At 70.7% G+C, this 26,548-nt stretch carries 33 protein-coding genes; 18 read left to right on the top strand and 15 right to left on the bottom strand.

The features are described from left to right. Window positions 1-11 precede the first annotated feature (11 nt). From AL2_RS05480 to AL2_RS05470, 3 genes are all read left to right on the top strand, one after another. Complete coding sequence (locus AL2_RS05480; protein WP_067629780.1) at window positions 12-812, top strand: purine-nucleoside phosphorylase; 801 nt, start codon at window positions 12-14, stop codon at window positions 810-812. Beyond that, entirely contained in the window at window positions 809-2,431 is a 1,623-nt protein-coding gene (locus AL2_RS05475; RefSeq protein ID WP_067629777.1) for a phospho-sugar mutase, read from the top strand. The genes AL2_RS05480 and AL2_RS05475 overlap by 4 nt, the downstream gene beginning before the upstream one ends. Window positions 2,432-2,557: 126 nt before the next feature. Further along, window positions 2,558-2,965 (top strand): DUF3592 domain-containing protein, encoded by a 408-nt coding sequence (locus tag AL2_RS05470; protein WP_067629774.1) that lies wholly within the window; start codon window positions 2,558-2,560, stop codon window positions 2,963-2,965. Between the two features lie 9 nt (window positions 2,966-2,974). Here AL2_RS05470 and AL2_RS05465 read toward each other — a convergent pair whose 3' ends face one another. The 5 genes from AL2_RS05465 to AL2_RS05445 all read right to left on the bottom strand — a co-directional run bounded on the left by AL2_RS05465 (window position 2,975) and on the right by AL2_RS05445 (window position 6,586). Further along, window positions 2,975-3,619, bottom strand: coding sequence for a PH domain-containing protein (locus AL2_RS05465; protein WP_067629771.1), 645 nt, complete (start codon window positions 3,617-3,619; stop codon window positions 2,975-2,977). A 7-nt stretch (window positions 3,620-3,626) separates the two neighbouring features. Continuing rightward, entirely contained in the window at window positions 3,627-4,718 is a 1,092-nt protein-coding gene (locus tag AL2_RS05460) for an adenosine deaminase (RefSeq protein WP_067629769.1), read from the bottom strand. A 108-nt stretch (window positions 4,719-4,826) separates the two neighbouring features. Next, complete coding sequence (locus AL2_RS05455) at window positions 4,827-5,183, bottom strand: cupin domain-containing protein (RefSeq protein ID WP_067629766.1); 357 nt, start codon at window positions 5,181-5,183, stop codon at window positions 4,827-4,829. Window positions 5,184-5,306: 123 nt separating this feature from the next. Further along, window positions 5,307-5,921, bottom strand: a complete 615-nt coding sequence (locus AL2_RS05450; protein ID WP_067629763.1) for a class F sortase — start codon at window positions 5,919-5,921, stop codon at window positions 5,307-5,309. Window positions 5,922-6,001: 80 nt separating this feature from the next. Then, window positions 6,002-6,586: a hypothetical protein gene (locus AL2_RS05445; RefSeq protein WP_067629760.1), complete on the bottom strand. Its 585-nt coding sequence runs from the start codon at window positions 6,584-6,586 to the stop codon at window positions 6,002-6,004. A gap of 846 nt (window positions 6,587-7,432) precedes the next feature. On the opposite strand from AL2_RS05445, the gene AL2_RS05440 reads away from it, so the two are divergent. Genes AL2_RS05440 through AL2_RS05420 form a run of 5 tightly spaced genes read left to right on the top strand, consistent with a single transcriptional unit; the run spans window position 7,433 to window position 11,087 of the window. Further along, the gene (locus AL2_RS05440; protein ID WP_067629753.1) at window positions 7,433-9,073 is read left to right on the top strand and encodes a sensor histidine kinase; all 1,641 of its coding nucleotides are present in this window, start codon (window positions 7,433-7,435) and stop codon (window positions 9,071-9,073) included. A gap of 30 nt (window positions 9,074-9,103) precedes the next feature. Beyond that, the gene (locus AL2_RS05435; protein WP_067629750.1) at window positions 9,104-9,538 is read left to right on the top strand and encodes a roadblock/LC7 domain-containing protein; all 435 of its coding nucleotides are present in this window, start codon (window positions 9,104-9,106) and stop codon (window positions 9,536-9,538) included. Further along, the gene (locus tag AL2_RS05430; protein WP_067629747.1) at window positions 9,535-9,900 is read left to right on the top strand and encodes a DUF742 domain-containing protein; all 366 of its coding nucleotides are present in this window, start codon (window positions 9,535-9,537) and stop codon (window positions 9,898-9,900) included. The genes AL2_RS05435 and AL2_RS05430 overlap by 4 nt, the downstream gene beginning before the upstream one ends. Beyond that, on the top strand, window positions 9,881-10,465 hold the full coding sequence (locus AL2_RS05425) for a GTP-binding protein (RefSeq protein WP_067629744.1): 585 nt from the start codon (window positions 9,881-9,883) through the stop codon (window positions 10,463-10,465). Before AL2_RS05430 ends, AL2_RS05425 begins: the two co-directional genes overlap by 20 nt. Before the next feature lie 43 nt (window positions 10,466-10,508). Continuing rightward, the gene (locus tag AL2_RS05420) at window positions 10,509-11,087 is read left to right on the top strand and encodes a GAF domain-containing protein (protein ID WP_245666337.1); all 579 of its coding nucleotides are present in this window, start codon (window positions 10,509-10,511) and stop codon (window positions 11,085-11,087) included. A 9-nt stretch (window positions 11,088-11,096) separates the two neighbouring features. On the opposite strand, the gene AL2_RS05415 is transcribed toward AL2_RS05420, so the two are convergent. Further along, window positions 11,097-12,596, bottom strand: a complete 1,500-nt coding sequence (locus tag AL2_RS05415) for an acyl-CoA dehydrogenase family protein (protein ID WP_067629741.1) — start codon at window positions 12,594-12,596, stop codon at window positions 11,097-11,099. 936 nt (window positions 12,597-13,532) lie between these two features. Here AL2_RS05415 and AL2_RS05410 point away from each other — a divergent pair. The 4 genes from AL2_RS05410 (at window position 13,533) to AL2_RS05395 (ending at window position 16,593) form a co-directional block, all read left to right on the top strand. After that, window positions 13,533-14,336 (top strand): ArsR/SmtB family transcription factor, encoded by an 804-nt coding sequence (locus AL2_RS05410; RefSeq protein WP_245666335.1) that lies wholly within the window; start codon window positions 13,533-13,535, stop codon window positions 14,334-14,336. 23 nt (window positions 14,337-14,359) lie between these two features. Next, window positions 14,360-14,872, top strand: coding sequence for a hypothetical protein (locus AL2_RS05405; RefSeq protein ID WP_067629735.1), 513 nt, complete (start codon window positions 14,360-14,362; stop codon window positions 14,870-14,872). A 159-nt stretch (window positions 14,873-15,031) separates the two neighbouring features. Continuing rightward, window positions 15,032-15,439 (top strand): YciI family protein, encoded by a 408-nt coding sequence (locus tag AL2_RS05400; RefSeq protein ID WP_067629732.1) that lies wholly within the window; start codon window positions 15,032-15,034, stop codon window positions 15,437-15,439. Between the two features lie 8 nt (window positions 15,440-15,447). Next, window positions 15,448-16,593, top strand: a complete 1,146-nt coding sequence (locus AL2_RS05395) for an RNA polymerase sigma factor (protein ID WP_067629729.1) — start codon at window positions 15,448-15,450, stop codon at window positions 16,591-16,593. A 42-nt stretch (window positions 16,594-16,635) separates the two neighbouring features. Here AL2_RS05395 and AL2_RS05390 read toward each other — a convergent pair whose 3' ends face one another. Continuing rightward, window positions 16,636-17,169 carry a DUF6817 domain-containing protein gene (locus AL2_RS05390; RefSeq protein ID WP_067629726.1) on the bottom strand — a complete coding sequence of 178 codons (534 nt, stop codon included), beginning with the start codon at window positions 17,167-17,169 and terminating at the stop codon, window positions 16,636-16,638. Window positions 17,170-17,382: 213 nt separating this feature from the next. Here AL2_RS05390 and AL2_RS05385 point away from each other — a divergent pair, with 213 nt between their 5' ends. Next, entirely contained in the window at window positions 17,383-18,300 is a 918-nt protein-coding gene (locus AL2_RS05385) for a LysR family transcriptional regulator (protein WP_067629723.1), read from the top strand. A 100-nt stretch (window positions 18,301-18,400) separates the two neighbouring features. Here the strand turns inward: AL2_RS05385 and AL2_RS05380 are convergent, their stop codons facing one another. The 3 genes from AL2_RS05380 to AL2_RS05370 all read right to left on the bottom strand — a co-directional run bounded on the left by AL2_RS05380 (window position 18,401) and on the right by AL2_RS05370 (window position 20,671). After that, window positions 18,401-18,700: a hypothetical protein gene (locus AL2_RS05380; RefSeq protein WP_067629720.1), complete on the bottom strand. Its 300-nt coding sequence runs from the start codon at window positions 18,698-18,700 to the stop codon at window positions 18,401-18,403. A gap of 150 nt (window positions 18,701-18,850) precedes the next feature. After that, a complete protein-coding gene (locus tag AL2_RS05375; RefSeq protein WP_083946056.1) occupies window positions 18,851-19,129 on the bottom strand; it encodes a MerR family transcriptional regulator in 279 nt (92 codons plus the stop codon). 888 nt (window positions 19,130-20,017) lie between these two features. After that, window positions 20,018-20,671 carry a maleylpyruvate isomerase N-terminal domain-containing protein gene (locus tag AL2_RS05370; protein ID WP_067629714.1) on the bottom strand — a complete coding sequence of 218 codons (654 nt, stop codon included), beginning with the start codon at window positions 20,669-20,671 and terminating at the stop codon, window positions 20,018-20,020. 401 nt (window positions 20,672-21,072) lie between these two features. Here AL2_RS05370 and AL2_RS38445 point away from each other — a divergent pair, with 401 nt between their 5' ends. Beyond that, window positions 21,073-21,207: a zinc-binding dehydrogenase gene (locus AL2_RS38445; protein WP_439951355.1), complete on the top strand. Its 135-nt coding sequence runs from the start codon at window positions 21,073-21,075 to the stop codon at window positions 21,205-21,207. Window positions 21,208-21,214: 7 nt separating this feature from the next. On the opposite strand, the gene AL2_RS05365 is transcribed toward AL2_RS38445, so the two are convergent. After that, window positions 21,215-21,829: a dihydrofolate reductase family protein gene (locus AL2_RS05365; protein ID WP_067629712.1), complete on the bottom strand. Its 615-nt coding sequence runs from the start codon at window positions 21,827-21,829 to the stop codon at window positions 21,215-21,217. Between the two features lie 247 nt (window positions 21,830-22,076). On the opposite strand from AL2_RS05365, the gene AL2_RS05360 reads away from it, so the two are divergent. Both AL2_RS05360 and AL2_RS37250 read left to right on the top strand, forming a co-directional pair. Next, complete coding sequence (locus AL2_RS05360; protein WP_067629710.1) at window positions 22,077-22,841, top strand: alpha/beta hydrolase family protein; 765 nt, start codon at window positions 22,077-22,079, stop codon at window positions 22,839-22,841. Between the two features lie 155 nt (window positions 22,842-22,996). Further along, window positions 22,997-23,164 carry a hypothetical protein gene (locus tag AL2_RS37250; RefSeq protein ID WP_157438010.1) on the top strand — a complete coding sequence of 56 codons (168 nt, stop codon included), beginning with the start codon at window positions 22,997-22,999 and terminating at the stop codon, window positions 23,162-23,164. Here the strand turns inward: AL2_RS37250 and AL2_RS36105 are convergent. The 3 genes from AL2_RS36105 to AL2_RS05350 are packed head-to-tail and all read right to left on the bottom strand — an operon-like array spanning window position 23,161 to window position 24,421. Beyond that, window positions 23,161-23,391: a DUF397 domain-containing protein gene (locus tag AL2_RS36105; RefSeq protein ID WP_083945945.1), complete on the bottom strand. Its 231-nt coding sequence runs from the start codon at window positions 23,389-23,391 to the stop codon at window positions 23,161-23,163. The two genes, AL2_RS37250 and AL2_RS36105, sit on opposite strands and share 4 nt — an antisense overlap. Before the next feature lie 2 nt (window positions 23,392-23,393). Then, window positions 23,394-23,606, bottom strand: a complete 213-nt coding sequence (locus AL2_RS05355; protein ID WP_067629707.1) for a DUF397 domain-containing protein — start codon at window positions 23,604-23,606, stop codon at window positions 23,394-23,396. Further along, window positions 23,603-24,421: a helix-turn-helix domain-containing protein gene (locus AL2_RS05350; protein ID WP_067629704.1), complete on the bottom strand. Its 819-nt coding sequence runs from the start codon at window positions 24,419-24,421 to the stop codon at window positions 23,603-23,605. The genes AL2_RS05355 and AL2_RS05350 overlap by 4 nt, the downstream gene beginning before the upstream one ends. A gap of 150 nt (window positions 24,422-24,571) precedes the next feature. Between AL2_RS05350 and AL2_RS05345 the strand changes: the two genes are divergently transcribed. Further along, window positions 24,572-24,799 (top strand): hypothetical protein, encoded by a 228-nt coding sequence (locus tag AL2_RS05345; RefSeq protein WP_157438009.1) that lies wholly within the window; start codon window positions 24,572-24,574, stop codon window positions 24,797-24,799. A gap of 106 nt (window positions 24,800-24,905) precedes the next feature. Beyond that, entirely contained in the window at window positions 24,906-25,208 is a 303-nt protein-coding gene (locus AL2_RS05340; protein ID WP_067629699.1) for a hypothetical protein, read from the top strand. A gap of 64 nt (window positions 25,209-25,272) precedes the next feature. Here the strand turns inward: AL2_RS05340 and AL2_RS05335 are convergent, their stop codons facing one another. Then, window positions 25,273-26,547 (bottom strand): thymidine phosphorylase, encoded by a 1,275-nt coding sequence (locus tag AL2_RS05335; protein WP_067629696.1) that lies wholly within the window; start codon window positions 26,545-26,547, stop codon window positions 25,273-25,275. Window position 26,548: the final 1 nt, after the last annotated feature.

Raw genomic sequence — 26,548 nt, 5'->3', positions numbered from 1 at the left:
GTGTCGGCCTTGTGAGCAACGACGCTTTTGCACTGGCACGTGCGGCCGCGGACGCGCTGCGCGACCGCACGTCCATCGACTCCTTCGACGTCGCCCTCGTGATGGGCTCCGGCTGGGTCCCGGCGGCCGACAGGCTCGGCGAGCCCGTCACCGAACTGACGGCCACCGAACTGCCCGGCTTCGCGCCGCCCGCCGTGGAGGGGCACGCCGGCAAGATCCGGGTCGTCGAGGCCGGCGGGCGCCGCGCACTGGTTTTCCTCGGCCGGACGCACCTGTACGAGGGGCGCGGCGTCGACGCCGTGGTGCACTCCGTCCGGACCGCGCTGGCCGCCGGTGTGACGACGATGGTGCTGACGAACGCGGCGGGCGGGCTGCGGCCCGAGCACCAGAGCGTCGGCGACCCGGTGCTGATCTCCGACCACCTGAACCTGTCGGGCGCGAACCCGCTCACCGGCGCGACGTTCCTGGACCTGACCGAGGCGTACTCGAAGCGGCTGCGCGCCCTCGCCAAGGAGGTCGACCCGACCCTCTCCGAAGGCGTGTACGCGGCGTTCCGCGGCCCGACCTATGAGACGCCCGCCGAGATCCGCATGCTGCGCACGCTGGGCGCCGACATGATCGGCATGTCGACCGTGCTGGAGGCGATCGAGGCGCGGCGCGGCGGCGCGGACGTCCTCGGCATCTCCCTCGTCACCAACATCGCGGCCGGGCTGTCGGACGAACCGCTCGACCACGAGGAGGTCCTCGCGGCGGGGCGCGCGTCCGCCGGCCGCATGGGCACCCTCCTCGCCACCGTCCTGGCGAAGCTGTGAGCGACCTCCGCGCACGCGCCGAGGAATGGCTGGCGCAGGACCCGGACCCCGGCACCCGCGCCGAACTCGAGGCGATCCTCTCCGACGACGACGCGCTCGCCGCCCGGTTCGGCTCCCGGCTGGAGTTCGGGACGGCCGGCCTGCGCGGCGAACTCGGCGCGGGCCCGAACCGGATGAACCGGGTGACGGTCATGCGCGCCGCCGCCGGCCTGGCCGCCCGCCTGCCGCGCGGCGGCCGGGTGATCATCGGCTTCGACGCGCGCCACGGCTCACGGCGGTTCGCCGACGACACGGCGGCGGTGCTCAGCGGGGCGGGGCTGCGTCCCGAGGTCTTCGCCGATCCCGTCCCGACCCCCGTCCTGGCCCACTTCACCCGGACGTTCGACGACGTCGTGGCGGGCGTCATGGTGACGGCCAGCCACAACCCGCCGCGCGACAACGGCTACAAGGTGTACTGGTCGGACGGGGCGCAGATCGTCCCGCCGCAGGACACCGAGATCTCCGCCGCGATCGACGCCGTCGGCCGCGTGGACGAACTCCCCTTCGGCTCCGGCTGGCCGGTCCACGAGGACGCCGGCCTCTACTTGGACGCGGTGTCGTCCCTCCGCCTCGGCGGCGACCGCGACATCTCGATCGTCTACACCCCGATGCACGGCGTGGGCAGGGACGTCCTCCTGGCGGCGTTCGATCGGGCGGGCTTCCCGGCCCCGGTCGTCGTCCCCGAGCAGGCCGACCCCGATCCCGACTTCCCGACCGTCGCCTTCCCGAACCCGGAGGAACCCGGCGCGCTGGACCTGGCCCTGGGCCTCGCCGAGGCCCGCGGCGCCGACTTGGTGATCGCGAACGACCCGGACGCGGACCGCTGCGCCGTCGCCGTCCCGTCCCCGTCCGGCTGGCGGACGCTGACCGGGGACGAGGTCGGCGGGCTGCTCGCCGAGCACGTCCTGCGGCACACCGCCGGCGACGACCGGCTGGTCGTCACCACGATCGTGTCGTCGTCCCTGCTGCGCTCGATCGCCGCCGCCCACGGCGTCCGGTTCGCCGAGTCGCTCACCGGCTTCAAGTGGATCATGAAGGCGGGCGGCCCGTCCGACCGCCTGGTCTTCGGCTACGAGGAGGCCCTCGGCTACAGCGTCGGCGACGACCGCGGCGTCCTCGTCGACGACAAGGACGGCATCGGCGCCGCCCTCGCCGTCGCCGCCCTCGCCGCCGGCGCGAAACGCGACGGCCGCACCCTCCTCGACCTCCTGGACGCCCAGGCCCGCAGGTACGGCCTGCACGCCACGTCCCAGCTCTCGGTCAGGGTGGACGACCTGTCCCTGATCACCGCCGCCATGGCGCGGTTGCGCGCCGCTCCCCCGCAGGAACTGGCGGGACGCGCCGTCGAGTCATTCGACGACCTGTCCAGGCCGTCCGGTGGCCTCCCGCCCACCGACGGGCTGCGGTTCCGCCTGGCCGGGGGTTCGCGTGTCGTCATCCGGCCCTCGGGCACGGAACCGAAACTCAAGTGCTACCTAGAGGTGGTCCTCCCCGTCGAAGACGACGTCAGCGTGGTCCGCGCGCGCGCCGCCGCCGAGTTGGACGCGCTACGCGCGGACCTCTCCACGATCCTCCGCTGATCAACGCGCGATCCGGGGGAGGCAGCGGGTTCCGCCTCCCCCAGGACGTTCGGGGAGCCGAACGGGATTCTGCAACGTCCCAGTAGCGTGACGATCCAGGGCCTTCCGAAGAGGTCGAACGGACGTGTGATCGCATTGGCGCTCGTCGCCGTGACCATGACGTCGTTCGCCGTCCTTTTCGCGATCACTGCCACCGTCCTCCTTTCCTGGGACCAGCCGCCCGGCAAGGCGACTGGACGGGTCCTCGGGGCCGCCGGGGGACGCGCGAGCAGCGACTTCGTTGTCATCGAGTACGCCACCGGCGACGGGCAGGTCGTCCGTTTCCGGGGTCTCCGCGATGAGTGGAGGGAGGCGGACGGCGCGAAGGTCGACATCCGCTACGACCCTCGGGATCCGCACTCCTCCGCCGAGGAGGCGCTCGGGATCTGGCCGCTGCTCGGTTCGACGCTTCTCACAGTGGCGACCGCCTCCGCGGCAGCGGTGGCGGCACGAGCCGTCTTCCGGCAGCGGAGGAGACCGGGCCCGGGCAGGTAAGGCGTACGCTCAGCCGGCCGAGGAGACGATCAGGGCGGCGAGCAGGCCGGCCAGCGGGACGGCGAGGGCGGCCACCGCCGGGACGGACCAGGTCACGCTTCCCCTTGCGGGTTCCTCCGTCTCGGCCGCGGCGGCCTGGTCGGGGGCGCCCGACTTCGTCTTCGGGCGGTGGCGGTCGCGCATCTCGTTGAGCTGCTGGGCCGCGAACCCCGTCGGCGTGCGTCCCGTCAAATCGAGGCCCGCGCCTTGGCTTTTGCGGGCCTGCTTCTGCGCGCGCGCCTCCGCCTTGGCCTGCGCGCGTGGTGAGGTTTGGTGCACCCAGGCGCGGGTCTCCAATTCCGTCCCGTCCCGGCCGGTGAAGCGCACCGTCACCGCATTCTTGCCCTCGATCCTGTGGATCGCCGCCCAGGGCGCGCGGATGTCCCGGAGGGGGTTGCGGACGGTGAGCGCCTCGTCGTCTCCGACGATCGCGGGGCGCAGGCCGACCGTGTAGGCGATGCCGCAGCCGAGCAGCAGCACGAACGCGATCGTGGCCGTCGTCAGCGAGTAGTCGGGGTCACCGGTGATGCCGACGAACAGGTCCACGAAGTTCAGCACGGCGAACACGAGCCACGCGTAAGCGGCGACGCGCCCGCCAGTGGAGCGAATGGTCATGGCTCGATCATGCCAGCGGCCTGGCGCCGCTCCATTTGATCTGCGCGAAACCCGGCTTGATCACGCCGTTGATCAGTTCGAGCCGCTCGGTGAACGGCACGAACGCCGACTTCATCGCGTTCACCGTGAACCACTGCAGGTCGTCCCACCCGTAGCCGAACGCGTCGACGAGCTTCGCGAACTCCTGCGACACCGACGTGCCGCTCATGAGCCGGTTGTCGGTGTTCACCGTCACCCGGAAGCTCAGCCGCCGCAGCAGCCCGATCGGGTGCTCGGCGATCGACTTCGCCGCCCCCGTCTGGATGTTGGACGTGGGGCACATCTCCAGCGGGATCCGCTTGTCCCGCACATAGTTCGCGAGCCGCCCGAGGCGGGCGTCGTCGCCGTCCACCTCGATGTCGTCGATGATCCGGACGCCGTGCCCGAGCCGGTCCGCGCCGCACCACTGGATCGCCTGCCAGATCGACGGCAGCCCGAACCCCTCGCCCGCGTGGATGGTGAAGTGCGCGTTCTCCCGCTGCAGGTACTCGAAGGCGTCCAGGTGCCGGGTCGGCGGGTATCCGGCCTCGGCTCCGGCGATGTCGAACCCGACCACGCCGAGGTCCCGGTACCGGACGGCCAACTCCGCGATCTCCATGCTGCGCGCCTGGTGCCGCATCGCCGTGACCAGCGTCCCGACCCGGATGCCGAAGTCCTCGCGGCCGCGCGCGAACCCGTCCAGGACGGCCTCGACGACCTGCTCCAGCGTCAGCCCCATGCTGAGATGCTGCTCTGGCGCGTACCGGACCTCCGCGTAGACGACCCCGTCGTTCGCGAGGTCCTCCGCGCACTCGTAGGCGACGCGCGTGAGCGCCTCGACGGTCTGCATCACGCCGACGGTGTGCGAGAACGTCTCCAGGTACCGCTCCAGCGACCCCGAGTTGGACGCCTCCTCGAACCACGTCCGCAGGTTGTCGGCGTCGGCGGCGGGCAGGTCCGCGTACCCGGCGTCCCGCGCCAGCTCGATGATGGTCGCGGGGCGCACGCCGCCGTCCAGGTGGTCGTGCAGCAGCACCTTCGGCGCCCGCCGGATGTCCTCAAGAGTCGGCCGCTCGTTCATCTTTCGAACCTACCCGGCGCCGCCCGCTCCCACGTCGTCAACTGTCGCCACAACCTCGGCCGGCGGGGGTTCCCCCGCCGGCCGCCGCTCGGTCACCGGGACTTCCGGTCAGCCGGCCTTCGCGTAGTCGCCCATGCCGCCGGCGAAGTCGAACACGACGCAGGGCTCGTCGCCGACGATCCATGCGTCGTGGCCCGGCTCCAGGACGAACACGTCCCCGGGGCCGACCTCGCCTTCGGAGCCGTCCCTCATCCGGACCCGCATGCGGCCCTCGACGACGTAGCAGTTGTGGTGGACTTCGCACAGGTCGGTGCCCGCGATGTCCTTGACGGACTCCGTCCAGCGCCAGCCGGGCTCGAACGTCGCCTTCCCGAAGACGAGGCCGGTGAGGTTGACGATCTCCAGGTGTCCCCCGGGGAAGTCGCGCCGGTCGTCCGGCTTTTCGATGCTCTTGATCTCGGTCATGATGGGTCCCCCTTCTCACCATCACCTCTCACGCTTGCACCGCCCCTGACCTGCGTCAAGAGAAGGGCGAGAGACCAGCGGGCCACCCGGGCGGGATGGGCGACGGACTGGGTCCACGAGCTCCTACTGGACGGACGTGAGGGCCGCGTAGACGATGATGTTGTCGCGGTAGCTGCGGTGTCTCCAGTCGAACGCGCCACCACAGGTGACGAGCCGGAGGCCGGCGTAGTCGAGCGGGCCGTAGACGCGGCTGGTGGGGAACCGGTCCTTGGCGACGCGTTCCACGGATTCGACGGTGAAACCGGCCGTGCGGCCGTCCGCGCGGGTCACCTCGACGCGGTCCCCCGGCCGCAGGCGGCCGAGGTCGTAGAAGACCGCGGCGCCCTTCTTCGAGTCGACGTGGCCGAGGAGCACGGCCGCGCCGCGCTCTCCGGGAGCCGGCCCGCGCTCGTACCAGCCGGCCTCGTCCGGACGGCCGGCGGACGGGACCTGCACCGAGCCGCCGGCGTCGAGGCCCAGCCCGATCAGCGGGGCGCGGACGCCGATCGACGGGACGCCGACCCGGACGGGCACCGAGCGCGGCAGTACCGGTACGCGGTGATCGACCGGCCGTGTGGCCGCCGCCCACGCGGGCGGTTGCGGCGGGCCGCCGGAACCGTGCAATCCGAGCCCCATGAACGTGAGGCCGGCCGCCAGCAGAATTACCGCCGGCGTCCACGGACCGGCCTTTCGCACCATTCTCGTTCACCCATTCGCTATTGCTTGCGGAAAGGCATCGGCGACCGCCTCCGGGCGAGGCGGCCACCGATGCCGGGGCTTCAGGAGCCGGTGTCGTTGCGGCGGCGGACGGCCATGCCGCCGGCGCCGACCGCGCCCAGCACGAGGACTCCGCCGCCGGCCAGCAGTACGAGGTTCGCGCCGTCGGAGCCGCCGCCGAAGCCGGTCTTGGCCCCGCCGCTCGGGATCGGGTGCCCACTGCCCATCGGCGTGGGGTGCGCCGTCCCGCTCGGGGTGGGGTGCGCCGTCCCGCTCGGGGTCGGCTGCGAGGTCTTCGGGGGCGTCTTGGCGTCCAGCACCTTGAGGTACCCGATCGACCGGTGGGTGCCGCACCGGACCTGCACGGTGTAGTCGCCGGGGACCGTGTCCGGCTTGACGGTGGCCAGGCCCGCCCGGCCGTCGACCTCCTCGGCGCCGTTCAGCGGGACGGCCCCGCCCACGAAGGCCAGCGAGCCGGCCTCGCCGTCGACCTGGCACTTCTTGCCCACGACGGTGATCTGCTCACCGGGGCGGGCCTGGCTCGGCTGGACGACCACGTCCCCGCCGTCGGCCATCGCGGGCGCGGCCAGGCCGATCGTCAGGCCGCCGAGAACGAGACCGAGAACGGTCGCCTTTCCGAGTCGCATCTTACCCCATTACGACACGGCGGCCTACTCGACTTTCGGCCTCGGCTCCGTGCCCCCTTATGCCTTCGTACGATGAGGCGGGAAGCCGTTTGGTTCGGGTTCATTCCGCGATTCCCAATGACGGCAAGATCAGGAATTCGGCGGCCGGAAGTTGGTGTGATAGTCGTCACATCCGCAGAGGGTGTCGGCGGTCGCCGGCACCGCGTCCCGTGACCACGCCCGACGACGCCATGGGCATCGACCGGAACCAGCGGTCCCGGACCGCGCAGTGGAGGTGCGCGGCGAGGCCGTCCCCGCGGTTCCGCTCTCGACGTTCACGCGTCCCTCGACGCCTTGCCCCATGCACGCCGCCCATGCACGCCGTCCATGCACGCCGCCGTACTGCACGAGCACCACAGGGGCGGAGGGTGGCCACAAAAGGACGGGCAATGGCAGAGGGCGGCCTCGGCTGGTAACCGCGCGACGTCCCGGCGGGTGACAGACGCGGGCATTCGTAATGTCGGCGTACATCTGGCAGGATTCGGGCGAAATGGGCACAGCGGGATGGGTCTACTGAAAGTAGGCCGACATCCCTAGAATCTCGGCGATCCGCGCTTGCCCGATCGAGCGTTGTGTCAGCCTAGATACGGACTGTACCCGTATCGGTACGCCTTACTCAGTAATGTGACCCCTGCCGTGCCGTCGACCGTGCTGAGGACGCCGATGTCTGTTTTCTCCGAACCCGCCGCCGACGCCGAGCGCCAGGATGTCCGCCGGCATGGCAGGCCGCCGACCCACGGTGCACGCCGGCAGAACAATATTCGGTCCTTTCACCTGTGCATTTCCGTCCTTCCGGCGGCGGTCGCGGTGGTTCTCTGCGGCATCGCCGTGGCGGTGCTGTACAGCGGCGACACCGCGACGCGCGGGACGCATCTGCTGCTGGCCGCGATCGCCGTGGGGGTCGTGCTCACCCTGGGCGCGGCCGTGTTCGCGGCGGACGCGGCGACCCGCCGGGTGGACCGGCAGCAGGCCCGGCAGGCCGTCCGCGCGCAGGAGGACGTCCAGCGGCGGCTCGGCGAGCTGTGGTTCTCGATCGCGCGCGGCCGGCAGGGCCTGCAGGAGCTGGTGGAGCGGGTCAGCGCGGGCGAGACCGCGCCGCGCAGCGAGGACGTCCCGGCCACCGACTCCGGCGACCCGTTCGTCCGGCTCGCGTACGAGTTGCGGCAGGCTCAGGGCGAGGCGTGGAACGCCGTGCTGGACGCCATGAGCCGCGAGAGCGCCGGCGGCGGCGACCAGCGGGTGGACGTCTTCGTCAACCTCGCCCGGCGCATGCAGTCGCTCGCCCACCGCGCCATCCAGGGCCTCGACGAGCTGGAGAACCAGGTCGAGGACCCGGACCTCCTCAAGGGGCTGTTCCGGGTCGACCACCTCAGCACCCGCATGCGCCGCCAGGCCGAGAGCCTCGCGGTGATCGGCGGCGCCGCGTCGCGCCGGCAGTGGAGCCGGCCGGTGACCGTGTACGAGGTGCTGCGCTCGGCCATCGCCGAGGTGGAGCACTACAACCGGGTCAAGGTCGTGCCGCCCGTCGAGGGGACGCTGGACGGCCGCGCGGTCGCGGACGTCATCCACCTGCTCGCCGAGCTCGTCGAGAACGCCACCCGGTTCGCGCCGCCGCACACCCAGGTGCTGATCCGCGTGGACGCCGTCAGCGCCGGCCTGGCCATCGAGGTCGAGGACCGGGGGCTCGGCATCCCGCGCGAGAGCCAGCGGCGGCTGAACGAGGTGCTCACCGACCCCGACCGGGCCGCCACCGGCGAGCTGCTGCAGGAGGGGCGCATCGGGCTTCTCGTCGTCTCGGCGCTGGCCCGCCGGCACGGCGTCCGCGTCCAGCTCCAGGACAATCTCTATGGCGGCACCCAGGCCGTCGTCATCGTGCCGACGGCGATCGTCGGCGCGGAGGCGGAGGAGCCCGCGGCCCGGCCCGAGCCCCGGCCCGAGGAGCGGCCGGCGCAGGCCGAGCGCGTTCCGGTGGCGGCCGCCAGTGCGGTGGCCGCCGCGCCCGCGCCGTCGGCGGCGCTGTCCGGCTTCGGGTCCGGCGGCGACGCGGGCTGGGGCCCGGACGAGCGCGAGGCGACCGCCGCGCACGCGGCGCAGCAGCCACCGGCGGCGGCGCGACCCGCCGCCCAGCCGGGCGCCGTTCAGCCGGCCGCTGCCCAGCCGGCCGCCGCGGGCGGGGAGCGGCCGGTGCTGCCCGCGCGGTCCGGGGAGTGGGAGCCCGGCACCGGGTCCGCCCCGCCCGGACCCGCGGAGAGCGGGGAGCGGCCGTCGCTGCCGCGCCGCCGCGTCCAGGCGAACCTGGCGCCCGAACTCCTCGATCCACCCGCGCCGGAGCAGCAGGACGATGACGAAATCGAACACAATCCCGGTCTCATGGCGGCATTCCAGCGGGGTGTGCGCGGCGCCGAGGAGGACGACGACATTGCGGATGGCACCGATAGCGCGGGCTGATGAAACTTTACGAGGGATAAGGAGCGTCCATTGAGTGCTGTCTCCCCGAACCAGGCTCAGGATCTTGCTTGGCTGCTGCGGGGGCTGGGCGAGGAGGTTCCGGTCATCCGCGGCAGCGTGCTGCTGTCCTCGGACGGCATGCTGAAAGCCGCCCACGGCTTCGACCGCGCCACGGCGGAGCAGTTCGCCGCGCTCGCCTCCGGCCTTTTCTCCATCGCGCGCAGCGCGGGCACGAAGTTCGACAACAGCAACGAGGTCCGGCAGGTGGTGACGGAACTCAAGTCCAGCCAGCTGTTCATTTCGTGGGCCGGCTACAACTCCGTCCTCGCGGTGCTGGCGAAGGGGGAGGCGGACCCGGCCGTCGTCGGGTTCGAGATGGCCCGGTTGATCAAGTCCGTCCGGCCGTTCCTCGGCACCGCGGCGCGAACGGCGCCCACGGCGAGCAATCCGAACCCGTCGCGATGACCCCCGGCGACGACGAGTTCTGGCTCGACGACGACGCGGGGCCGCTGGTACGCCCGTACGCGGTGACGTCCGGCCGCACCCGCCCGGCCGTCGACCTCGACCTGCTGTCCCTGGTGGTGGCGACGGGCCCGGCCCCCGCCTCGCTGGACCCGGAGCACGCCACGGCGCTCGACCTGTGCCGCACGCCGACCTCCGTCGCCGAGGTCTCGGCGCATCTGCGGCTCCCCGTGGTGGTCACCAAGGTGCTCCTCGCCGACCTGGTGCACTGGCGGGCGATGACCACGCGCGCACCGCGTCCCACCGCCGACCTCACCGACCGAGACCTATTGGAGAAGCTGCTCGATGGTCTACAACGAGCCTGATGAGGTGTTCCCCACCCAGGTCAAGATCCTGATCGCGGGCGGCTTCGGCGTGGGCAAGACGACGTTCGTGGGGGCGGCGAGCGAGATCGAGCCGCTGAGCACCGAGGAGCTCATCACCACGGCCAGCGTCGGCATCGACAACCTCGGCGGGGTGGAGCAGAAGACCACGACCACCGTGGCGCTCGACTTCGGCCGGATCACGATCGACCAGCACGGCATCGTCCTGTACCTGTTCGGCACGCCCGGGCAGCAGCGGTTCTGGTTCATGTGGGACGAGCTGTCCGCCGGGGCGCTCGGCGCCGTCGTGCTCGCCGACACGCGCCGCCTGGACGCGTGCTTCGAGGCCGTCGACTTCTTCGAGAACCGGGGGACCCCGTTCCTCATCGCGGTGAACGAGTTCGACGGCGCGTTCCGCTACACGGCCGACGAGGTGCGGGCGGCCCTCGAACTCGACCCGCGCGTGCCGATCGTGCTGTGCGACGCGCGGGACGGCCGGTCCGCCACCTCGGTGCTGCGGGCCCTGATCCGGCACCTCCTCGCCGCCGTCCCCGCCCCGTCCGCCTGACCCAGCCTCCCAGCCCTACCGCCCCGCCGCAGATGGAGATCCCGTGACCAACGAACCGCTGTACGAGCCCTCCGGCCACCTCCTCACCCCCGTCGACCACGACGTCCCGCAGCGCGTCGCGCGCCTGCGGGAACTCGGGCTGGGGCAGGCGCCGGACCCCGAGTTCGACGCCTTCGCCCGCGACCTGGCCGAAACCGCACGGCGCCTCGTCGGCACCGGCGTCCCCCCGTTCGCGATGGTCAACTTCGTCACCGACCACCAGTTCCTCGCCGGCCTGTACGCCCCGGAGGACCCGAAAGCCGCCGGGGGCGGCGTCCAGCTGGGCCGGGAGGTGCCGCTCGACCACGGCTACTGCCCGCACGTCGTCGTCCGGCGCAAGGCGCTCGTCCTGGACGACGTGTGCGACTATCCGCGCTTCGCCGGCAACCCGGTCGTCGACAAGCTCGGCATCCGGACCTACGTCGGCGCCCCGCTCATCGACCGCACGGGCACGGCCCTCGGCACGATCTGCATCATCGACCAAGAGCCGCGCCCATGGGGTCATCCGGGGCTGAACCTCATCAAGGAGCGCGCGGCGGAACTGCTCCAGCTGATCCGGCGGCGCGAGGAACGGCTGGGCTGACCAACCCGGTCACACTTCGGCGGGCACCGGCACGGACGGGGAGAACCGCACCCCGGCCGGGGGCGGGACGGCGCCGTCCTCGATGCCGAGCACGCCGGAGGACAGCAGCCCGAACTCCGTGGCGACACCGGCGATATCGGCCTTGAGGAACTCGACCGCCGCCCGCGCCCGGCCGGCGTCGGCGCCGGGCCGGCCGGCCCACCGCATGACCTGGCCGATCGCGAACGCGTAGGCGATGGCGCGGCCCGCCAGGACCAGGTGCTCCTGCCGGAGGTCCCGGTCGAGGAAGCCGAGGTCCAGCCCGTGCGAGGTGATCGCGGACGCGGTGAGCGGCCACTCGGCCAGGAACTTGCTGAGCGGCAGGCCGTCCGTCCTGGCGAGGCAGTACTCGGCGAGCTGCTGGCTGAGCAGGTCGTTGGTGCCGTCGAAGATGGTGTAGACGCGGGCGTCCAGGAACGCCTGGGCGGAGATGTTCGTCGGTGACCCGCAGCGGTACCCCTCGCCGCCGGCGAGCTGCTGGTAGTGCTGCGCCGCGCTGAGCATCCGCTCGGTGGCGACCGTCTTGATCGCCTGGACGGCGGGGAACGCGCCGATCATGTCGGACTTCATGTCCAGCTCGGTCTGCAGGTAGTCGTTCAGCGCAGCGCAGATCGTGTACGAGGTGTCGATCGCCGCGAGCCGGTACCGGACGAAGCGGATCGCCGACTGCGGCGCGGGACCGATCCGCCGCCGGTCGGCGTATGCGTGCGCCTCGCGGCTGAGGCGGCGCAGGAATCCGGCGCCCATCGCCGCCATCATCGCCCGCGACGCCATGAGCATCTCGACCATGGGCTTCAGGTTGCGTCCGTCCGCGTGGATCCGCCGGTGCGGCGGGACGACGGCGTCGATCTCGTTCAGCCCGTAGTCGATCACCTTCAGGCCGAGCGGCTCGTACGGCTGCAGGGTCCGGAATCCCTCACTGCGCTTCACGATGAAGTAGCCGTACTCGCGGCCCTCGTCGTCGTTCTTCGCGCTGACCAGCCACCAGTGCGCGCTGGAGCTGAACGCCTGCCAGTGCTTGCGGCCGCGGATCCGGTAGCCGTCCTCGACATCCTCGAACGTGGTCGTCATGCCGGACATCGCCGACCCGCAGCCGGGCTCGGTCGACGCGAAACCGGCGACCATGGGGTCACCGCTCGCGTACTGCGGCAGGACCTCCCGCTTCGCCTCGTCGCTCGCCCATAGCCCGATGGGCCGCAGGGCGACGCCCGTGATGACCGTGACGTACATGCCGAGCGGAAGGTTCCATTCGGAGATGGCCTCCACGACCTTGCACATCTCGACGTGGCTGTCGCGGCCGCCGTACTCCTTCGGCAGCGTCGGGAGCAGCACGCCGGCCCGGGTCAGCAGCGTCCAGTCGTCCGCCGGCAGGTTCTGCTGCGGGTAGCTCGCGGTGTCGAATCGGGGGGCGATGGCCCGGATGCCGGCGATGAAATCGGTCGTGGACAGATCAACTAGGGCATTCGTCATGGTGTCCGCTCTCACGTGTCGGCAGGTCAGTGCAGGGGGAAGTCGTGAGATTCCGGTGATCAAAAAAAACAGCTCGATCGGCCGTTCGGCCGACCGCGCGAACCTCCTCGCCAATCGCTCGCGTGAAACTCTCACGCCATACTGAAACGAATGATCACCAGACGCAAGGCATCTCTGCCTGACCGTAATCAGCCACAGGGCGATCAGGACTGCGAGTCATGTTCCAGCAGGGCCCCCAGTGCCATGGTGATCAGCTTGGGATGGATGAGTTTAATGTGCAACCAGTTGCCGGTGTGACGGCAGGGGCATGATTTCACCGTGCTAAGCGGGCGCTCTCCCCGGTCGCCCGGCGTCCCAGCGCCCACTGTCACAGTGGCCGGAGATGCGCCTGTGACACGGCGATCGCGCAGCTCAGAGGGTCGACTCACTGGACCGGGCGGTGTCGGCGGCGACGCGGGCCGCGTGCTTGACCGTGATGTCACCGCGCGCGCAAAGTTCGTGTCCGGAGATCCTCGATCACGAATGATTCGATCTAGGAGCGGGCCCGCAACCAAGCCGCATGTACGCCTCTCCCATCCGATACAAATCCCTAGCCGAGGCGTTATTGCGGACATCTCCCCGGGATTGATGCACACCGGGTAACGGGTTTCGGCGGCCCGGTAATGGACTCTGTCAACTCTCCGGGAACCCCGATCGCGGACGGCCCCAGCCCCGGCGACGTCCAGTCCCACACGTGGACGATCACAAAGCAAGATTCCCCACCCCCGACGGAATCGTCCATTCCCACGACCCTCAGCGCCGTTAACACCGCAGATGTCACCTGAGTCCATGCGTGCGGCACCGCGTGGTGCGCTGCACCCCCGATCGCTCCCCAGCACCCCCCGGTCCGGAGGTCGGCGTTGACGTTAGGCAGGTATATGCCTGCATAATGGAGAGGTGAGTCCCGAAGCGAACACGATGGATCTCGCCTTCAAGGCGCTCGCCGATCCCACGCGGCGCCTGCTGCTCGACCGGCTGCGCGAGCACAACGGCCAGACGCTGCGCGAGCTGTGCGAACGCCTGGACATGGCGCGGCAGTCGGCGACGCAGCATCTCGACATCCTCGTCCGGGCGAACCTCGTGACCGTCGTCCGGCGGGGGCGGGAACGGCTCCACTACCTCAACCCGGCGCCGATCCACGAGATCGAGGAGCGCTGGATCTCCGTGTTCGACAAGCCCCGCCTGCAAGCGCTCAGTGCCATCAGGAACCACGCAGAGGAGTACGCCATGACCGACACATCCGTGCCGAACTACGTCTATGTCACCTACATCCGCGCCAACGCGGAGCAGGTGTGGCAAGCCCTGACCGACGCCGACCTCACCGCGCGCTACTGGGGGCACGCCAACGTCTCGGACTGGCAGCCGGGCTCATCCTGGGAGCACCGGCGCGTGGACGGGTCGGACGCCGTCGACGTGGTCGGCGAGGTCGTCGAGGCCGAGCCCCCGGCGCGCCTGGTCATCACCTTCGAGGACTCCGCGGACGTCCAGCCGCCGCGGGAGCCGTCCGTCGTGACGTTCCTCGTCGAGCCGCACCAGGACATCGTCCGCCTCACCGTGACCCACGAGAACCTCCCCAACCGGGAGATGCTCGACGGCATCTCGAGCGGGTGGCCGGCCGTCCTGGCGAACCTCAAGTCGCTGCTGGAGACCGGGGACGTCCTGCCGCAGGCGCCCTGGGAGATGTCCGAGGCGCACGCCTGACACACTGACGAGAGGAAGCAGACATGCTGGACACCGCACCGCTCCGGGACGCCTATCGCGCGCTGCTGGACGCCGCCGCCACCGTGCCCGGCTCCGGCGCCGCCCCGCCCGGCGAGTGGAACGCCGACCAGATCCTGGCGCACATCGTCCTGATCAACGCCGCCACGATCACGGCCGTCTCCTCCGCCGCCACGGGAACGATCACGACGTACGACAACCGCCTGGCTCAGGACGCCTGGACCATCGACCGCGTCATCACGCTCGCCGGCGGCAACGCGGGGCTCCGGGACCGCATCCGCCTCCAAGCGGACGCTCTGTGCGCACTCGGCGGACCGATGCTCAGCGAAACCGAACTCGACACGCCCGTGCCGACCCTGCTCCTGTCCAACGGGAAGGTCATGGTGGACCAGCCCATGCCGCTGCGGGACCTCATCACCGGCCTCGCGAAAGCGGAACTACCCGGTCACACCAGCCAGCTCCTGGCCCTGCGGCCGGACCACGCCGCGGTGGCCTCGCAGGACCTCGCGGAGCAGTAGGGCCTCGCGGAGCAGTAGGGCCTCGCGGAGCAGTAGGGCCTCGCGGAGCAAGGGTCTCCAAAAAAGTTCGGCCGGCGATGTCGAGAATCCGTTCCCGGCTCCGTCCCCGGTCGTGAAGGCGGCCCACAATGGGTCGCACAGCACCGAGGAGGACTAGCGATGGCCAAGTACCTGCTGCTCAAGCACTACCGCGGCGCTCCGGCAGCGGTCAACGACGTGCCGATGGACCAGTGGACGCCGGACGAGATCTCGGCCCACGTCCAGTACATGAACGACTTCGCCGCCCGGCTGGAGGAGACCGGCGAGTTCGTCGACGGTCAGGCGCTCGCGCCCGAGGGGACGTTCGTCCGCTACGACGGCGAGGGCCGCCCGCCCGTCACCGACGGCCCGTTCGCCGAGACGAAGGACCTCATCGCCGGCTGGATGGTGATCGACGTCGACAACTACGAGCGTGCCGTCGAGCTGGCGGGCGAGCTGTCGGCCGCCCCCGGGGCGGGCGGCAAGCCGATCCACGAATGGCTGGAGCTGCGTCCGTTCCTGACCGAGCCGCCCACCATCACCGAGTGACGTCCCAGATGGACGAGGCCCTGCTCCGGAGCCTCACGCCGAGCGTGCTCGCGATCCTCGTCCGCCGCGGAGCCGACTTCGCGGCGGCCGAGGACGCCGTGCAGGACGCGCTGGTCGAGGCGGTCCGCGGCTGGCCGTCCGACCCGCCGCGAGACCCGAAGGGCTGGCTGGTCGCCAGGGCCTGGCGCCGGTTCCTGGACGCGACCCGGTCGGACACCGCGCGCCGCCGCCGTGAGGCCCTCGTCGACGAGGAGCCGGCCCCCGGTTCCGCGCCCGCGGTGGACGACACGCTCCGGCTGTACTTCCTGTGCGCGCACCCGTCGCTGACGCCGTCGTCCGCGGTCGCGCTCACGCTGCGCGCCGTCGGCGGGCTGACCACCCGCCAGATCGCCCAGGCCTACCTGGTGCCCGAGGCGACCATGGCGCAGCGCATCAGCCGGGCGAAACGCACCGTCTCGGGCGTGCGGTTGGACCGGCCCGGCGACGTCGCCACCGTGCTCCGCGTCCTCTACCTGGTCTTCAACGAGGGCTACTCCGGCGACGTCGACCTGGCCGCCGAGGCCATCCGGCTCACCCGGCAGCTCGCGGCGGTGATCGACCACCCGGAAGTCCCGGGGCTGCTGGCCCTCATGCTGCTCCACCACGCCCGGCGCGCCGCCCGCACCGCGCCCGACGGCAGCCTGGTGCCGCTCGCCGACCAGGACCGCGGCCGCTGGGACACGCGGCTGATCGCCGAGGGCGTGGAGATCCTGCAGGCGGCGCTCGCCCGCGACCGGCTGGGCGAGTTCCAGGCTCAGGCCGCCATCGCGGCGCTCCACGCCGACGCGCCCACCGCCGGGGAGACCGACTGGGTGCAGATCGTCGAGTGGTACGACGAGCTCGCACGCCTGACCGACAGCCCAGTCGTCCGGCTGAACCGCGCGGTCGCCGTCGGCGAGGCCGACGGCCCGCGCGCCGGCCTGGCGGCACTCGCTCCCCTGGACGCCGCACTGCCCCGCCACGCCGCGGTGGCCGCCTACCTCCACGAACGCGACGGCGACCTCGCGACCGCGGCGCACCTGTACGCCGAGGCCGCCCAGAAGGCGCCCAACCTCGCCGAACGCGCCCACCTGACCCGCCAGGCCGCCCGCCTCAACGCCCTCCTACGCCGCTGATCGGCCGGCCGGGCGGAGGTCCAGCGGCGCGGTGACCACGCGCTACCGGCCGAAGTTCTGGACGGCACGGTTGGCGGACGGGCTGAGCAGCGGCTGCCACGCGGTGAACAATTCGGCCAACGATTCACCGTGCGCGGCACGCAGTTCGGGGGACGCTGCCAGCACATCCATTTCGTTGGCGACGGTGAGTTCGGCGAAGTCGCGGCGATCCGGCAGCGGCGGGCATTGCACGGTCCCGGTGAAGCGATCGGTGAAAGGGCCATCAGGCGAGGTCAGATGCGGATATGACCGTGCCCGGTCGCAGCTCGCATACAGGTAGACCAGCCGTTCGGCGCCGGCTCCGATGACTTGGATCAACTCGTCCCGGTGCCCGTGGTGGCCGAGGGCCGCGCCGAAACCGTCGGTCCCGTAGAAGGCGTGGCAGAGACCTGCGAGACGGAGTTCGGGCCGCGCTCCCCATTCACCGAGCATCACGTGCACGCGCCGCAGATGGGCGAACAGCGTGCCGCCCGGATGTTCGACGCGGTCCGCCCCCTTGGCGAGCAGGAGTTCGGCCGCCGGGTCGTCGGTTTCCATACCGGCCCCTTCCTCCAAGGTCGGCACCCGTCCGCTCGCCCTTTCGCCGTCCGGCCGTATGTCCCGGGTCATCAGCGCACGGCGCAGGGTTCGCGGACGGGTTGCCGCCGCTTGCGGAGACCTTCCGGTTCCGTAGAACTCAGCCTGGAGGCGGCGCAGACTCCAGTCAATTCTTGGATTTCCTTGGATATCCCCAAGGGATACCTTGGAGCGGTGACATTAGACGACCTCCGGGTCTTCCTCGCCGTGTGCGAGAGCCGCAACCTCAGCGCCGTCGCGCGTGAGCTGTCCTGCAGCCAGCCGGCGGTCAGCCAGCACGTCAAACGGCTCGAACGCGAAATCGGGCTCACGCTGATCGAACGCCGGCCCCGCGGAGTCTCGCCGACGGACGCGGGCCAGATCCTGCACCAGGCGGCACTGGCCGGCATCGCCTCCCTCGACGCCGCCCTCCGCCGGCTCCGGGAGCTCCGCGACGGCAACGGCGGCACCCTGAAGATCACCACGGGCGGCGTGACGGTGCGGCACTTCATGCCGGACGCCATCACCGCCTTCCGCGACCGGCATCCGGAAGCGACCCTGAACTTCCGATCCGCCCATTCCACCCGACGTTGCCTGGACCTTCTGCGCAGCGGGCAGGCGGACCTGGCCTGGATCACCCTCGACGGACCGGTTCCCGACATCCAGCAACGTCCGGTCATCGACCTGCCCTGGGTCCTGGTGGTCAACGCCGCCGACCCGCTGGCCGGCAGGCACACACTCGACCCTTGCGACCTGCGCACCCTTCGCTACATCGCGCATCCGGCCAACTCAGCGTCACACCGGCGCCTTGAGGAGAACTTCGTCCGCCTCGGATGCACGCCCTCGGAAACGGTAGGTGTGGCCGACTGGGACACGGCGGTCCTCCTCGCCGAACTCGGCATCGGCCACGCCGTCCTGCCGTCCCTTCCGAGGCTTGCGCTCGCACCGTCCAGCGCGGTGCGGACCGTCCCGATCCCTGCGCTCTCCCCCATCACGGTCGGCTGGGCCGCCCGCCAATGGGACGCTCTGAGCCCCCTCGCCACCGAATTCGCCGACCTGGTCGCCGCCGACCAGACCCGCCACTACACCGGATCGTCCGTCACCCACGAATAGAGGAATCGCGCGGGCTGCAACCCCCGCTCCTCAGAAGTGCTCACCAGCGCCGTCTCCCCCTGGGCCGTCGCCTCCCGGAACAGGGGGCGGTGCAGGTATGTCAGCCGCCCAGCTTCGCGACCAGCGAGCGCAGGTGAGGTGTTGCGGAGTTCTCCTGGCCGCGCTTCGTCCACACCGCGATGTGTTCGCTGACCAGCTCGGCGAGGCTCGCGCGCTCGTCGTCGCTGAGTTCGACCGTGGTCGTGGTGTTGGTCTGGCAGTCGTAAGCGGTGAAGAGGATGTCTCCGACCGCCTGTACGGCCGCGGGGGGCTTGCGGTTGCGCTGGGCATACCAATCGGCGCTGTTATTGACGACGCCCCAGCCGTGCAGGGCTTCGTACTTGGTGAGTTCGAGCCTCATGGGGCCGGTACCTCTCGCTGCAAGAGTGTGGCGACACCCTACGCACGCACCCTATACAGGCACCCTACGCAGGTGGCCGCACCGACCGGCCAGACGACACGCCGCGGCGCGGCAGCACGGCGGCCATGGCCGGCGGCGGGCCGGACCCGCTCAGGGAGCCTGACCAAGGTCCTGGTCGAGGCGCTGCTGCAGCTGGGCGTTGATGCGCTGGGCTTCGGCGAGTTGGTCTTCGAGAATGATGATGCGGCAGGCCGCGTCCAGGGCGGTGCCCTGGTCGACCAGGTCGCGGGCACGGTGCGCCAGCCGCAGCTGGTAGCGGGAGTAGCGGCGGTGGCCGCCGGCCGAGCGTTGCGGGACGAACAGTTTCGCGGCGTCCAGGCCGCGCAGGAACCCGGGGGTGACGCCGAGAATCTCGGCGGCCCGGCCCATGCTGTAGGCCGGGTAGTCCTCATCGTCCAGCTTGTCGTCGAGCCGGCTGTCGATCTCGGTGCCGGGGGCGCCTCGCACCGGACCAGGCGGGACGGGGCGCGGGTCACGGTGTGCTGGGTGGGTACCGGTCTGAACCGGCTGGGGTGCTCTCACAAAACCTTCCGTACTGTCGTCTGGTGCACCTGCGTGGAGTGCTCTTGGGCCGGTGCCGGATGCGTTCGGGGTGAACGACGAGGCCCCGGCGCCGAAGAGCGGCGCCGGGGCCATGAGGTACAACACCATCTATCCGGCGCTGCGGCCGGTTGTCTTCCGCGCCGGCCTGTTCCGGCAAGGGCGCGGGGATCGCGGATACGTGACCGTCAACCACCGTCCAATCTGTGGGGCTGCGGTACCCGTGCGGCGTGACTGGAGCTGCCTGCGACGGGCGATCCCGATGGTGCCGAGACCCTCCTTCCGTGTTCTCTACCTGCGTTACCTGTTCGTTGTTGCCACTTGCCGTCGTACTGCCGGCGGCCCGTTGGCCGCCGTCCGCGAGGCCGGCTGCCGAGGTCCCTTCCACTGCGTTGACCCCGGCACGCCCGGCCCGCGTCATCCATCTGTGCGGGCAGTTCGTCCTCTCCCGCGTCTGCTGGACTTGTTCCTCTTCGATGACAGGAACACTACCCCATCCCGCCCCGGATATCTACCTTGAACACCATAGATTTTCAGTGATCGCCTGATGCGGTTGTACGCTTGGCCGGAGCCGTCTGTGCCGTGGTGTGGCGCCGGTTGCGGCTGGCGCCAGGTTGAGGCTGGTCAGCGCGGCCTCGGATTCGTGGTGGCTCGCCACATCGAGAGCGAGAGCGCCCGAGCGGTGTGGTGTTCGCTCGCCGGTTGACGTCCCGCAGTTCAGCCGAGGACGAGCGGAAGCTTGGCGGCCAGTTCTCCCAGCGCGGCCTTGTCGGCGCCCGTCGGGGCACGGCGTCCGGTTCCGATCAGCAGCGCGTCCGTGTCGGGGAGGGAGGCTGGGAACGGCGCTCCTGCGATCTTTTCGAGCGATGCTCGCGCGGCCGCGAGGGTCTCGGCGGGCGGTCCGGCGGCCGAGGACAGGTGCGCGATCAGGTCGAGGTGGTGCAGCGTCCATTCCATGACGTACGCGGACAGATAGTCGCCGACGGTCAGCACTTCGTCCTGCGTGCTGACGCGGAGGCCGGGGTCGGCGAGTTCGGCGGCCCGGCCGGCGGCGGAGCCGACGTCGTCGAAATGGAACCTGAGCAGGCTCGGGTCGCCGTAGGCGGCGGCCAGCCGCGGGATCAGGGCGTCGAGCGGGTCGTCGCCGGTCGGGGGCTCGACGAGCTTCCAGTAGGTGACCGAGTCCACGGTGGGTCCGCCCCCGGCGGGAGTGACCAGCGTGATGAGCACGTCCTGGGCGTCGATGACCAGGTGGCACACCAGGTCGCGGACGAGCCAGCCGGTGCAGCCGGACGGCCGCTCCCAGTCGTCGCCGGAGAGTTCCCCGACCGCCGCGCGCAACGCCGTCCACGAGCGTGAGAACAGATCCACTTCGGCAAAGCTAGTGCCGCGCCGGAACAGCGGGCAAACATGGTGCGCTCCTCGCGGCTCGACCGCACTCGCGCCGCGAGCCGGGATTGACTTCCTCCCCACGCCTAAAGGCGGGGGATTCCAACCGTCGCCGGTTGGGTTTCCTGCTTCGTCGCCGTCTGCCCGCTCGGCTTGCGGGTTCCAGGAGGCGAGGATGACCAGCGGGACGCCCGCGGTGCGCGAACTGTATCCGGACGGCGTCGACGCGGCCCTCGATCTCGTCGGCACGCCGACTCTGCCCGACACCCTGCGTGCGGTGCGCGTGCACGGCACGGCCTGCTTCGGCGGGAGCTCCAGGAGATCCTTGAGGCGGTCGCGGCCCTCGGTATGTACTCGTTGGGGGAGAAGTCCCGTACCGTCCACTGGTTGGAGAGGCCGGACGGCTGAGCTTCCCCGTGGACCGCGTCTATGACGGCCTGGAGCAGGTGCCGCAGGCCCACGACGACATGGAGCACAACCGCGCCGCAGGCAAACTCGTCGTCCGCGTCCAGCACTGAGGCGTCGTCAGCGGACGTCGTAGGTCAGGTGCGTCGCGGTCGATGTCGCGGTCACGGTCCGCTGCACCAGCGTGCGCGGCGTCCCGCCCGTGAACAGCGGCGTCCCGGCGCCCAGGACGACGGGTGCGAGGTGCAGCGACAGCACGTCGACCAGCCCGGCCTCGAACGCCGAGCGGATCAGGGCGCCACCGCCCATGAGGACGACGTCGAGGTCCTTGCCGGTATCCGAGGAGGCGGCCTCGGCACGCGCGCGGGCGGCGGTGATGGCGTCCGGCAGGCCGGTGGTGACGAACGTCCAGTCGAGGCCGGTGAGCCGGACCGAGGCCGGTCGCGTGCTCGTCACGACGAAGAACGCGGGCTTGCCGACCTCTCCGGCGCCGTAGCCGACGTCGTCGTCCCAGCCGCCCGGCCCGTCGACCACGTCGAAGAGCCGGCGGCCGAGGACGACGGCACCCGAGCGGGCGGTCGCCTCGCGCAGGATCCGGCGATCGTCGGCGTCGTCGGAGAACGCCCAGGTGTGCAGGCCCTCGCCGCCGGTGCCCAGACCGCTGTCCGGGCCGGGGTCGGGCCCGGTGACGAAGCCGTCCAGGGACACCGAGATGTCAGCGATGATTCGAGTCATACCAGGCAGACTCCCCCTGCCGCCCGAACTCATCTCTCAGGCGAGGAAGCCCGCGCCGCGGAAAAAAAGAAGTTGGGCGGGCCGCGGGCGGGTGTTAACGTGCCGGAGGCCGTGACATCACGCGAGGAGGTGAGACCCATGAACGCTGTATCGATGTGGGTGCTCCCCTCGTCGTCACGGTAGGGCGATTGACGTAGGGGTCGCCGGGGGCGCCGCAACAACAAGGCACTCCCGAAAGGCGAAACCTATGCACTCTGTGCGTTTCACTGCGGAGACATCGTCCAGCGGTGTCCTCGAACGCGAATTCGCCGTGGGCGAGATCCCCGGCATGCTCTGGACGCCCGCTTCCGGCGGCGACCGCGCCCCCCTCGTCCTGCTGGGGCACGGCGGCGGCCGCGACAGCAAGGCCCCGCCGACGGCCGGGCGCGCACACCTCCTCGTCACCCGCTGCGGTTTCAACGTCGCGGCCATCGACGCGCCCGGCCACGGCGACCGGCCGCGCACGGCGACCGACGAGCGAGAGATCGCCGCGATGCAGCGGGCGATGGCCTCGGGCGAGCCCGTCGGCCCGATCGTCGTCCCCTACAACCTGCATCTGGCGGAGCGCGCCCTGCCGGAATGGCAGGCGACCCTGGACGCCCTCCAGCAGCTGCCCGAGATCGGCGACGAAGGCCCGGTCGGCTACTACGGCATCAACATGGGCACCGCGATCGGCATGCCGCTGACGGCGGCCGACTCCAGAATCACCGCCGCGGCGTTCGGCCTCTTCTGGCACAACGAGTACCTGGCCGAGGTGGCGAGCCGCATCACCGTTCCGGTCGAGTTCGCGCTCCAGTGGGACGACGAGCACATCCCGCGCCAATCCGGCCTCGCGTTGTTCGACGCCTTCGCCTCGAAGGAGAAGACGCTGCACGCGAACGCGGGCGCGCACAAAGCCATGCCCAGGTTCGAGGCCGACAGCGCCGCGCGTTTCTTCGCCCGGCACTTGAGCGGCGCCATGGCACCGGCCTGACATGACCGGTATCGGCGTCCGTCCCTCGGCCGGACGCCGATACCGCTCCCCCTGCACGGGGACACCAGATGACGCGGGCGACCATGCCGCGAGTTCCAGCTACTCGCGAGCCGCTGGAGATGTCCAAAATGCCCGCGAGGCGGCATGATGGTCGTATGAGTGGTGATCAGCGGGACGAGGACACGGCTGACCGATGGCATACGCTGCCGCCGCACATCCCGCTGAAGGACACGGTGGCCGGCCAGGAGGTTCCGCCGAAGCCCCAGGTCATCGCGGACCCGAGCAGCACAGAGGTCGACGAGGCCACCCGCTACCCGGCCTAGGCGGCCACCGAGAAGCGCGAGCCTCGCGATCGCGAGGACACCTCACTGGCCTTCACCCGACGAGCAGACGCCCACCACGCAGCCGCGCCGAACGCCAGCTGAGGACCCTCCGGGTCCCTGGAATCCCGCACCGCAACCGCAGGAGCAAGCGCCGCGACCTCCACGCATTCCCCACCATGCTGGTCGCTGTGGCTACTCGTGCGCCAGCGGACGTCCGACGCGGTCATCGCTATCCCTGCAGGTCAAACTTGCGCACCTTCACGTGCTGCGCGAACGCCCGCCATTCGGCCACACCGAAGGTGAGTATGGGACCGTCTGGGTCCTTCGAGTCACGCACCCCGACCGCAGAGGCGATCTCCGCGACCTCTACGCACTCGCCGCCCTCAGGACCGCTTTGGCTGCTCTTTCGCCACCGGACATTCGACGTCTTTGAGGTGCTCATAGCTGCTCCATCGCGTATTGGATCATGGCCAAGGACTCCTCGGCAGAGAGCGTGTGCCCCTGGATCAAGTCCCACCTTACGACTTGAAGCGCGACTCTGTCGGGCTGGCGCAGGAATATCCCCTCTCCAGAAGACTCCGTATAGGCGACATCTGGCGCACCGTCCAGACCAAGGACGATAGAGCTTCCTGTCAGCCCAGAATAAAAGCCTGCACTGTACGGAACGATCTGCAGTTGTGTCCTTTTTCGCCGTCCAACATCCAGTAGGTAGCCGAGTTGCTCGCGCATGACCTCCTTGCCGCCCACGTTTCGGCGGATGACACCCTCGTCCAAGATGAGGAAGGTGTGGGGAGGGTCGTCACGATCGAAGATCGACTTTCGCTCCATACGCTCAGCGACGACTCTCGAGGTGGCCGAGCCCATCAGCGAACTGATCACCGTGGTCGCGTACGCCTCGGTTTGGAAGAGGCCGCTGATCAGGTTGGCGCTGAAGACGCGGAGGTGGCTGGCCTTCTTTTCATAGCCGAGGTATTCCGGGAAGCCCGGCGGCAGGACGGCGAGGTGGCGGGTTTCGTTGATGCGTTCCAGAAGGCGCTCGAACAAGCCGTCCGTCTTGAAGAAGGTGTCGAGGGCGGCGGTGAACTCGTCGGACGGCAGGTTCTTGCAGAGTTCGACCTGGCCGACGTATGAGTCGGCGAAGCCCAGTTTTTCGGCGAGTTCCCTCTTGGTGAGGCCGGCCTGCTTCCGGCGCCATTCGAGTTCTTTCGCGTACGTGACGATGGCGGGGGCCTCGTAGGGCTCTGACTTCGCGGGCATCTCGACCTCCGGGGGCTGCACCCTGGGGGCGGGTGCGATCGATCTTGCCTGTGGTGCATTGCAGGTAGTGCGCGATCGATTCCTTAGCGTAGCCGACCGTGTGAAGATGGTCACACCAATCGGTCAAGGCGAGCGATCAGAGGGTTCGGGATGGACGTGCGAGAGCGGGATGAGCGGGAGTTGGAGCGGCTGCGGGGCGACTTCGGCGGGTGGCGGATCTGGCGCGCCGTGAAGCAGGACGGCCGGCTGGGCGAGTGGGTCGCCAGCTTGCACGACCCCCGGGTGGGCGTCGAGCCGACGCTGATGTTCCCCACCGCGCCCCTGCTGCGGAAGGCGCTGCTGCGGCAGGCCGAGCAGGCGCAGGTCCGGAACCGCTGATGCGCGTGGCGGTGGCGGGTGCGCCACCGCCTCACGAACGCGGCGCGGCCGGTGGACGTCCCCCCGGGCCCACCGGCCGCGCCGTCCCACGAGAGGAGATGGAGTCATGGCTGCGGGGAAGCACAGCACGACCGGCGTCCTTACCACGATGCGCAACGACCGGCGCTCACACCTGGAGACCTTGCAGGGCGCCGTCGCAGCACGGCGGAAGCTCGCGTGCGATGTGGTTGAGCGGCGGGGTGTCGCGTGGGTGAGCGTGGTCGGACGGTCGGGGAGGACGGTCGAGGTCGGGTGCGACTACCTCCGGTCCGGGTGGTGGTTCACCTGGGCGGACGGACGGCTGATCGCACCGGTGCGAGACGTCCGCGACGTCGTCGACCGGCTCGCCCGTGAACTGGAGGACGTGTGAGCACCGTCGAGATCGGCTCGTTCCTCAGCAGGAGCCGGCCTCCGGCGCGGCTTGCGCTGGTCCGTCAGGCGATGCGGTCGATGATCAGGGGGTGCAGGGACGGGGTTCCGCCGTCCTCGATCTCGTAGGCGCCGTCCAGGGACTCCAGGGCTCGGGCTAGGCGGGTCTCGTCGTCGGTGTGGAGGGTCAGGAGGGGCTGGCCCTTCTCGACCGTGTCCCCGGGCTTGGCGTGGCAGATCACGCCCGCGCCGAACGAGACCGGGTCCTCCTTGCGGGCGCGGCCGGCGCCGAGGCGCCAGGCTGCCACGCCGACTCCGTAGGCGTCCAGGCTGGTCAGGACGCCCGAGGACGGGGCCGTGACCACCTGCGTCTCGCGGGCGGTCGGCAGCGGCGCGTCGGGGTCTCCGCCCTGGGCGGTGATCATGCGGCGCCAGACGTCCATGGCAGAGCCGTCCTTCAGCGCGTCCGCCGGGTCCTTGCCCGTAATGCCCGCGGCGGCGAGCATCTCGCGGGCCAGGGTCAGGGTCAGTGCGACCACGTCGGAGGGGCCGCCGCCCGCCAGCACCTCGACCGACTCCGCGACCTCGACGGCGTTGCCGACCGCGTTTCCCAGCGGACGGTCCATGGCGGTCAGCAGCGCGACCGTGCGCAGCCCGTGGTCGGTGCCGATCGCGACCATCGTCTCGGCCAGTTCGCGGGCGTTCTCCACGGTCTTCATGAACGCGCCCGAGCCGACCTTGACGTCCAGCACCAGCGCCCCCGTGCCTTCCGCGATCTTCTTCGACATGATCGAGGAGGCGATCAGCGGGATCGACTCCACCGTCCCCGTCACGTCGCGGAGCGCGTAGAGCTTGCGGTCCGCCGGGGCCAGGCCGCTGCCCGCCGCGCAGATCACCGCGCCCGCCGAACGCAGGACGTCCAGCATCTCCGCGTTCGACAGCGACGCCTTCCAGCCCGGGATCGACTCCAGCTTGTCGAGGGTGCCGCCCGTGTGGCCGAGGCCGCGCCCGGAAAGCTGCGGGACGGCCGCGCCGCACGCTGCCACCAGCGGCGCGAGCGGCAGGGTGATCTTGTCGCCGACGCCGCCCGTCGAGTGCTTGTCGGTGGTCGGACGGTCCAGGGACGACCAGTCCATCCGCTCCCCGGAGCGGATCATCGCCTCCGTCCAGCGCGCCACCTCGGCCCGGGTCATGCCGTTCAGCAGGATCGCCATCGCCAGCGCCGACATCTGCTCCTCGGCGATCGCGCCATGGGTGTAGGCGTCGACGGCCCAGTCGATCTGGTCATGGGTCAGCACGCCGCCGTCGCGCTTGGCGCGGATGACGTCAATGGCGTCCACG

The organism is Actinomadura latina NBRC 106108, from assembly GCF_001552195.1.
In the GTDB taxonomy this organism is placed as follows: Bacteria; Actinomycetota; Actinomycetes; order Streptosporangiales; family Streptosporangiaceae; genus Spirillospora; species Spirillospora latina.
This window is presented reverse-complemented; position numbering and strand designations above follow the sequence as displayed.

Excerpts from the sequence above, each read along its gene's own strand:
- AL2_RS05350 (WP_067629704.1), bottom strand. The coding sequence starts at position 24,421 with ATGCCCGCGAAGTCAGAGCCCTACGAGGCCCCCGCCATCGTCACGTAC.
- AL2_RS05355 (WP_067629707.1), bottom strand. The coding sequence starts at position 23,606 with ATGAGCACCTCAAAGACGTCGAATGTCCGGTGGCGAAAGAGCAGCCAA.
- AL2_RS05450 (WP_067629763.1), bottom strand. The coding sequence starts at position 5,921 with ATGGTGCGAAAGGCCGGTCCGTGGACGCCGGCGGTAATTCTGCTGGCG.
- AL2_RS05360 (WP_067629710.1), top strand. The coding sequence starts at position 22,077 with ATGCACTCTGTGCGTTTCACTGCGGAGACATCGTCCAGCGGTGTCCTC.
- AL2_RS36105 (WP_083945945.1), bottom strand. The coding sequence starts at position 23,391 with ATGACCGCGTCGGACGTCCGCTGGCGCACGAGTAGCCACAGCGACCAG.
- AL2_RS05430 (WP_067629747.1), top strand. The coding sequence starts at position 9,535 with ATGACCCCCGGCGACGACGAGTTCTGGCTCGACGACGACGCGGGGCCG.
- AL2_RS05380 (WP_067629720.1), bottom strand. The coding sequence starts at position 18,700 with ATGAGGCTCGAACTCACCAAGTACGAAGCCCTGCACGGCTGGGGCGTC.
- AL2_RS05455 (WP_067629766.1), bottom strand. The coding sequence starts at position 5,183 with ATGACCGAGATCAAGAGCATCGAAAAGCCGGACGACCGGCGCGACTTC.
- AL2_RS05445 (WP_067629760.1), bottom strand. The coding sequence starts at position 6,586 with ATGCGACTCGGAAAGGCGACCGTTCTCGGTCTCGTTCTCGGCGGCCTG.
- AL2_RS05375 (WP_083946056.1), bottom strand. The coding sequence starts at position 19,129 with ATGGGCCGGGCCGCCGAGATTCTCGGCGTCACCCCCGGGTTCCTGCGC.
- AL2_RS05390 (WP_067629726.1), bottom strand. The coding sequence starts at position 17,169 with ATGGAAACCGACGACCCGGCGGCCGAACTCCTGCTCGCCAAGGGGGCG.
- AL2_RS37250 (WP_157438010.1), top strand. The coding sequence starts at position 22,997 with ATGAGTGGTGATCAGCGGGACGAGGACACGGCTGACCGATGGCATACG.
- AL2_RS05340 (WP_067629699.1), top strand. The coding sequence starts at position 24,906 with ATGGCTGCGGGGAAGCACAGCACGACCGGCGTCCTTACCACGATGCGC.
- AL2_RS05415 (WP_067629741.1), bottom strand. The coding sequence starts at position 12,596 with ATGACGAATGCCCTAGTTGATCTGTCCACGACCGATTTCATCGCCGGC.
- AL2_RS05460 (WP_067629769.1), bottom strand. The coding sequence starts at position 4,718 with ATGAACGAGCGGCCGACTCTTGAGGACATCCGGCGGGCGCCGAAGGTG.
- AL2_RS05465 (WP_067629771.1), bottom strand. The coding sequence starts at position 3,619 with ATGACCATTCGCTCCACTGGCGGGCGCGTCGCCGCTTACGCGTGGCTC.
- AL2_RS05425 (WP_067629744.1), top strand. The coding sequence starts at position 9,881 with ATGGTCTACAACGAGCCTGATGAGGTGTTCCCCACCCAGGTCAAGATC.
- AL2_RS05345 (WP_157438009.1), top strand. The coding sequence starts at position 24,572 with ATGGACGTGCGAGAGCGGGATGAGCGGGAGTTGGAGCGGCTGCGGGGC.
- AL2_RS05365 (WP_067629712.1), bottom strand. The coding sequence starts at position 21,829 with ATGACTCGAATCATCGCTGACATCTCGGTGTCCCTGGACGGCTTCGTC.
- AL2_RS05400 (WP_067629732.1), top strand. The coding sequence starts at position 15,032 with ATGGCCAAGTACCTGCTGCTCAAGCACTACCGCGGCGCTCCGGCAGCG.
- AL2_RS05395 (WP_067629729.1), top strand. The coding sequence starts at position 15,448 with ATGGACGAGGCCCTGCTCCGGAGCCTCACGCCGAGCGTGCTCGCGATC.
- AL2_RS05405 (WP_067629735.1), top strand. The coding sequence starts at position 14,360 with ATGCTGGACACCGCACCGCTCCGGGACGCCTATCGCGCGCTGCTGGAC.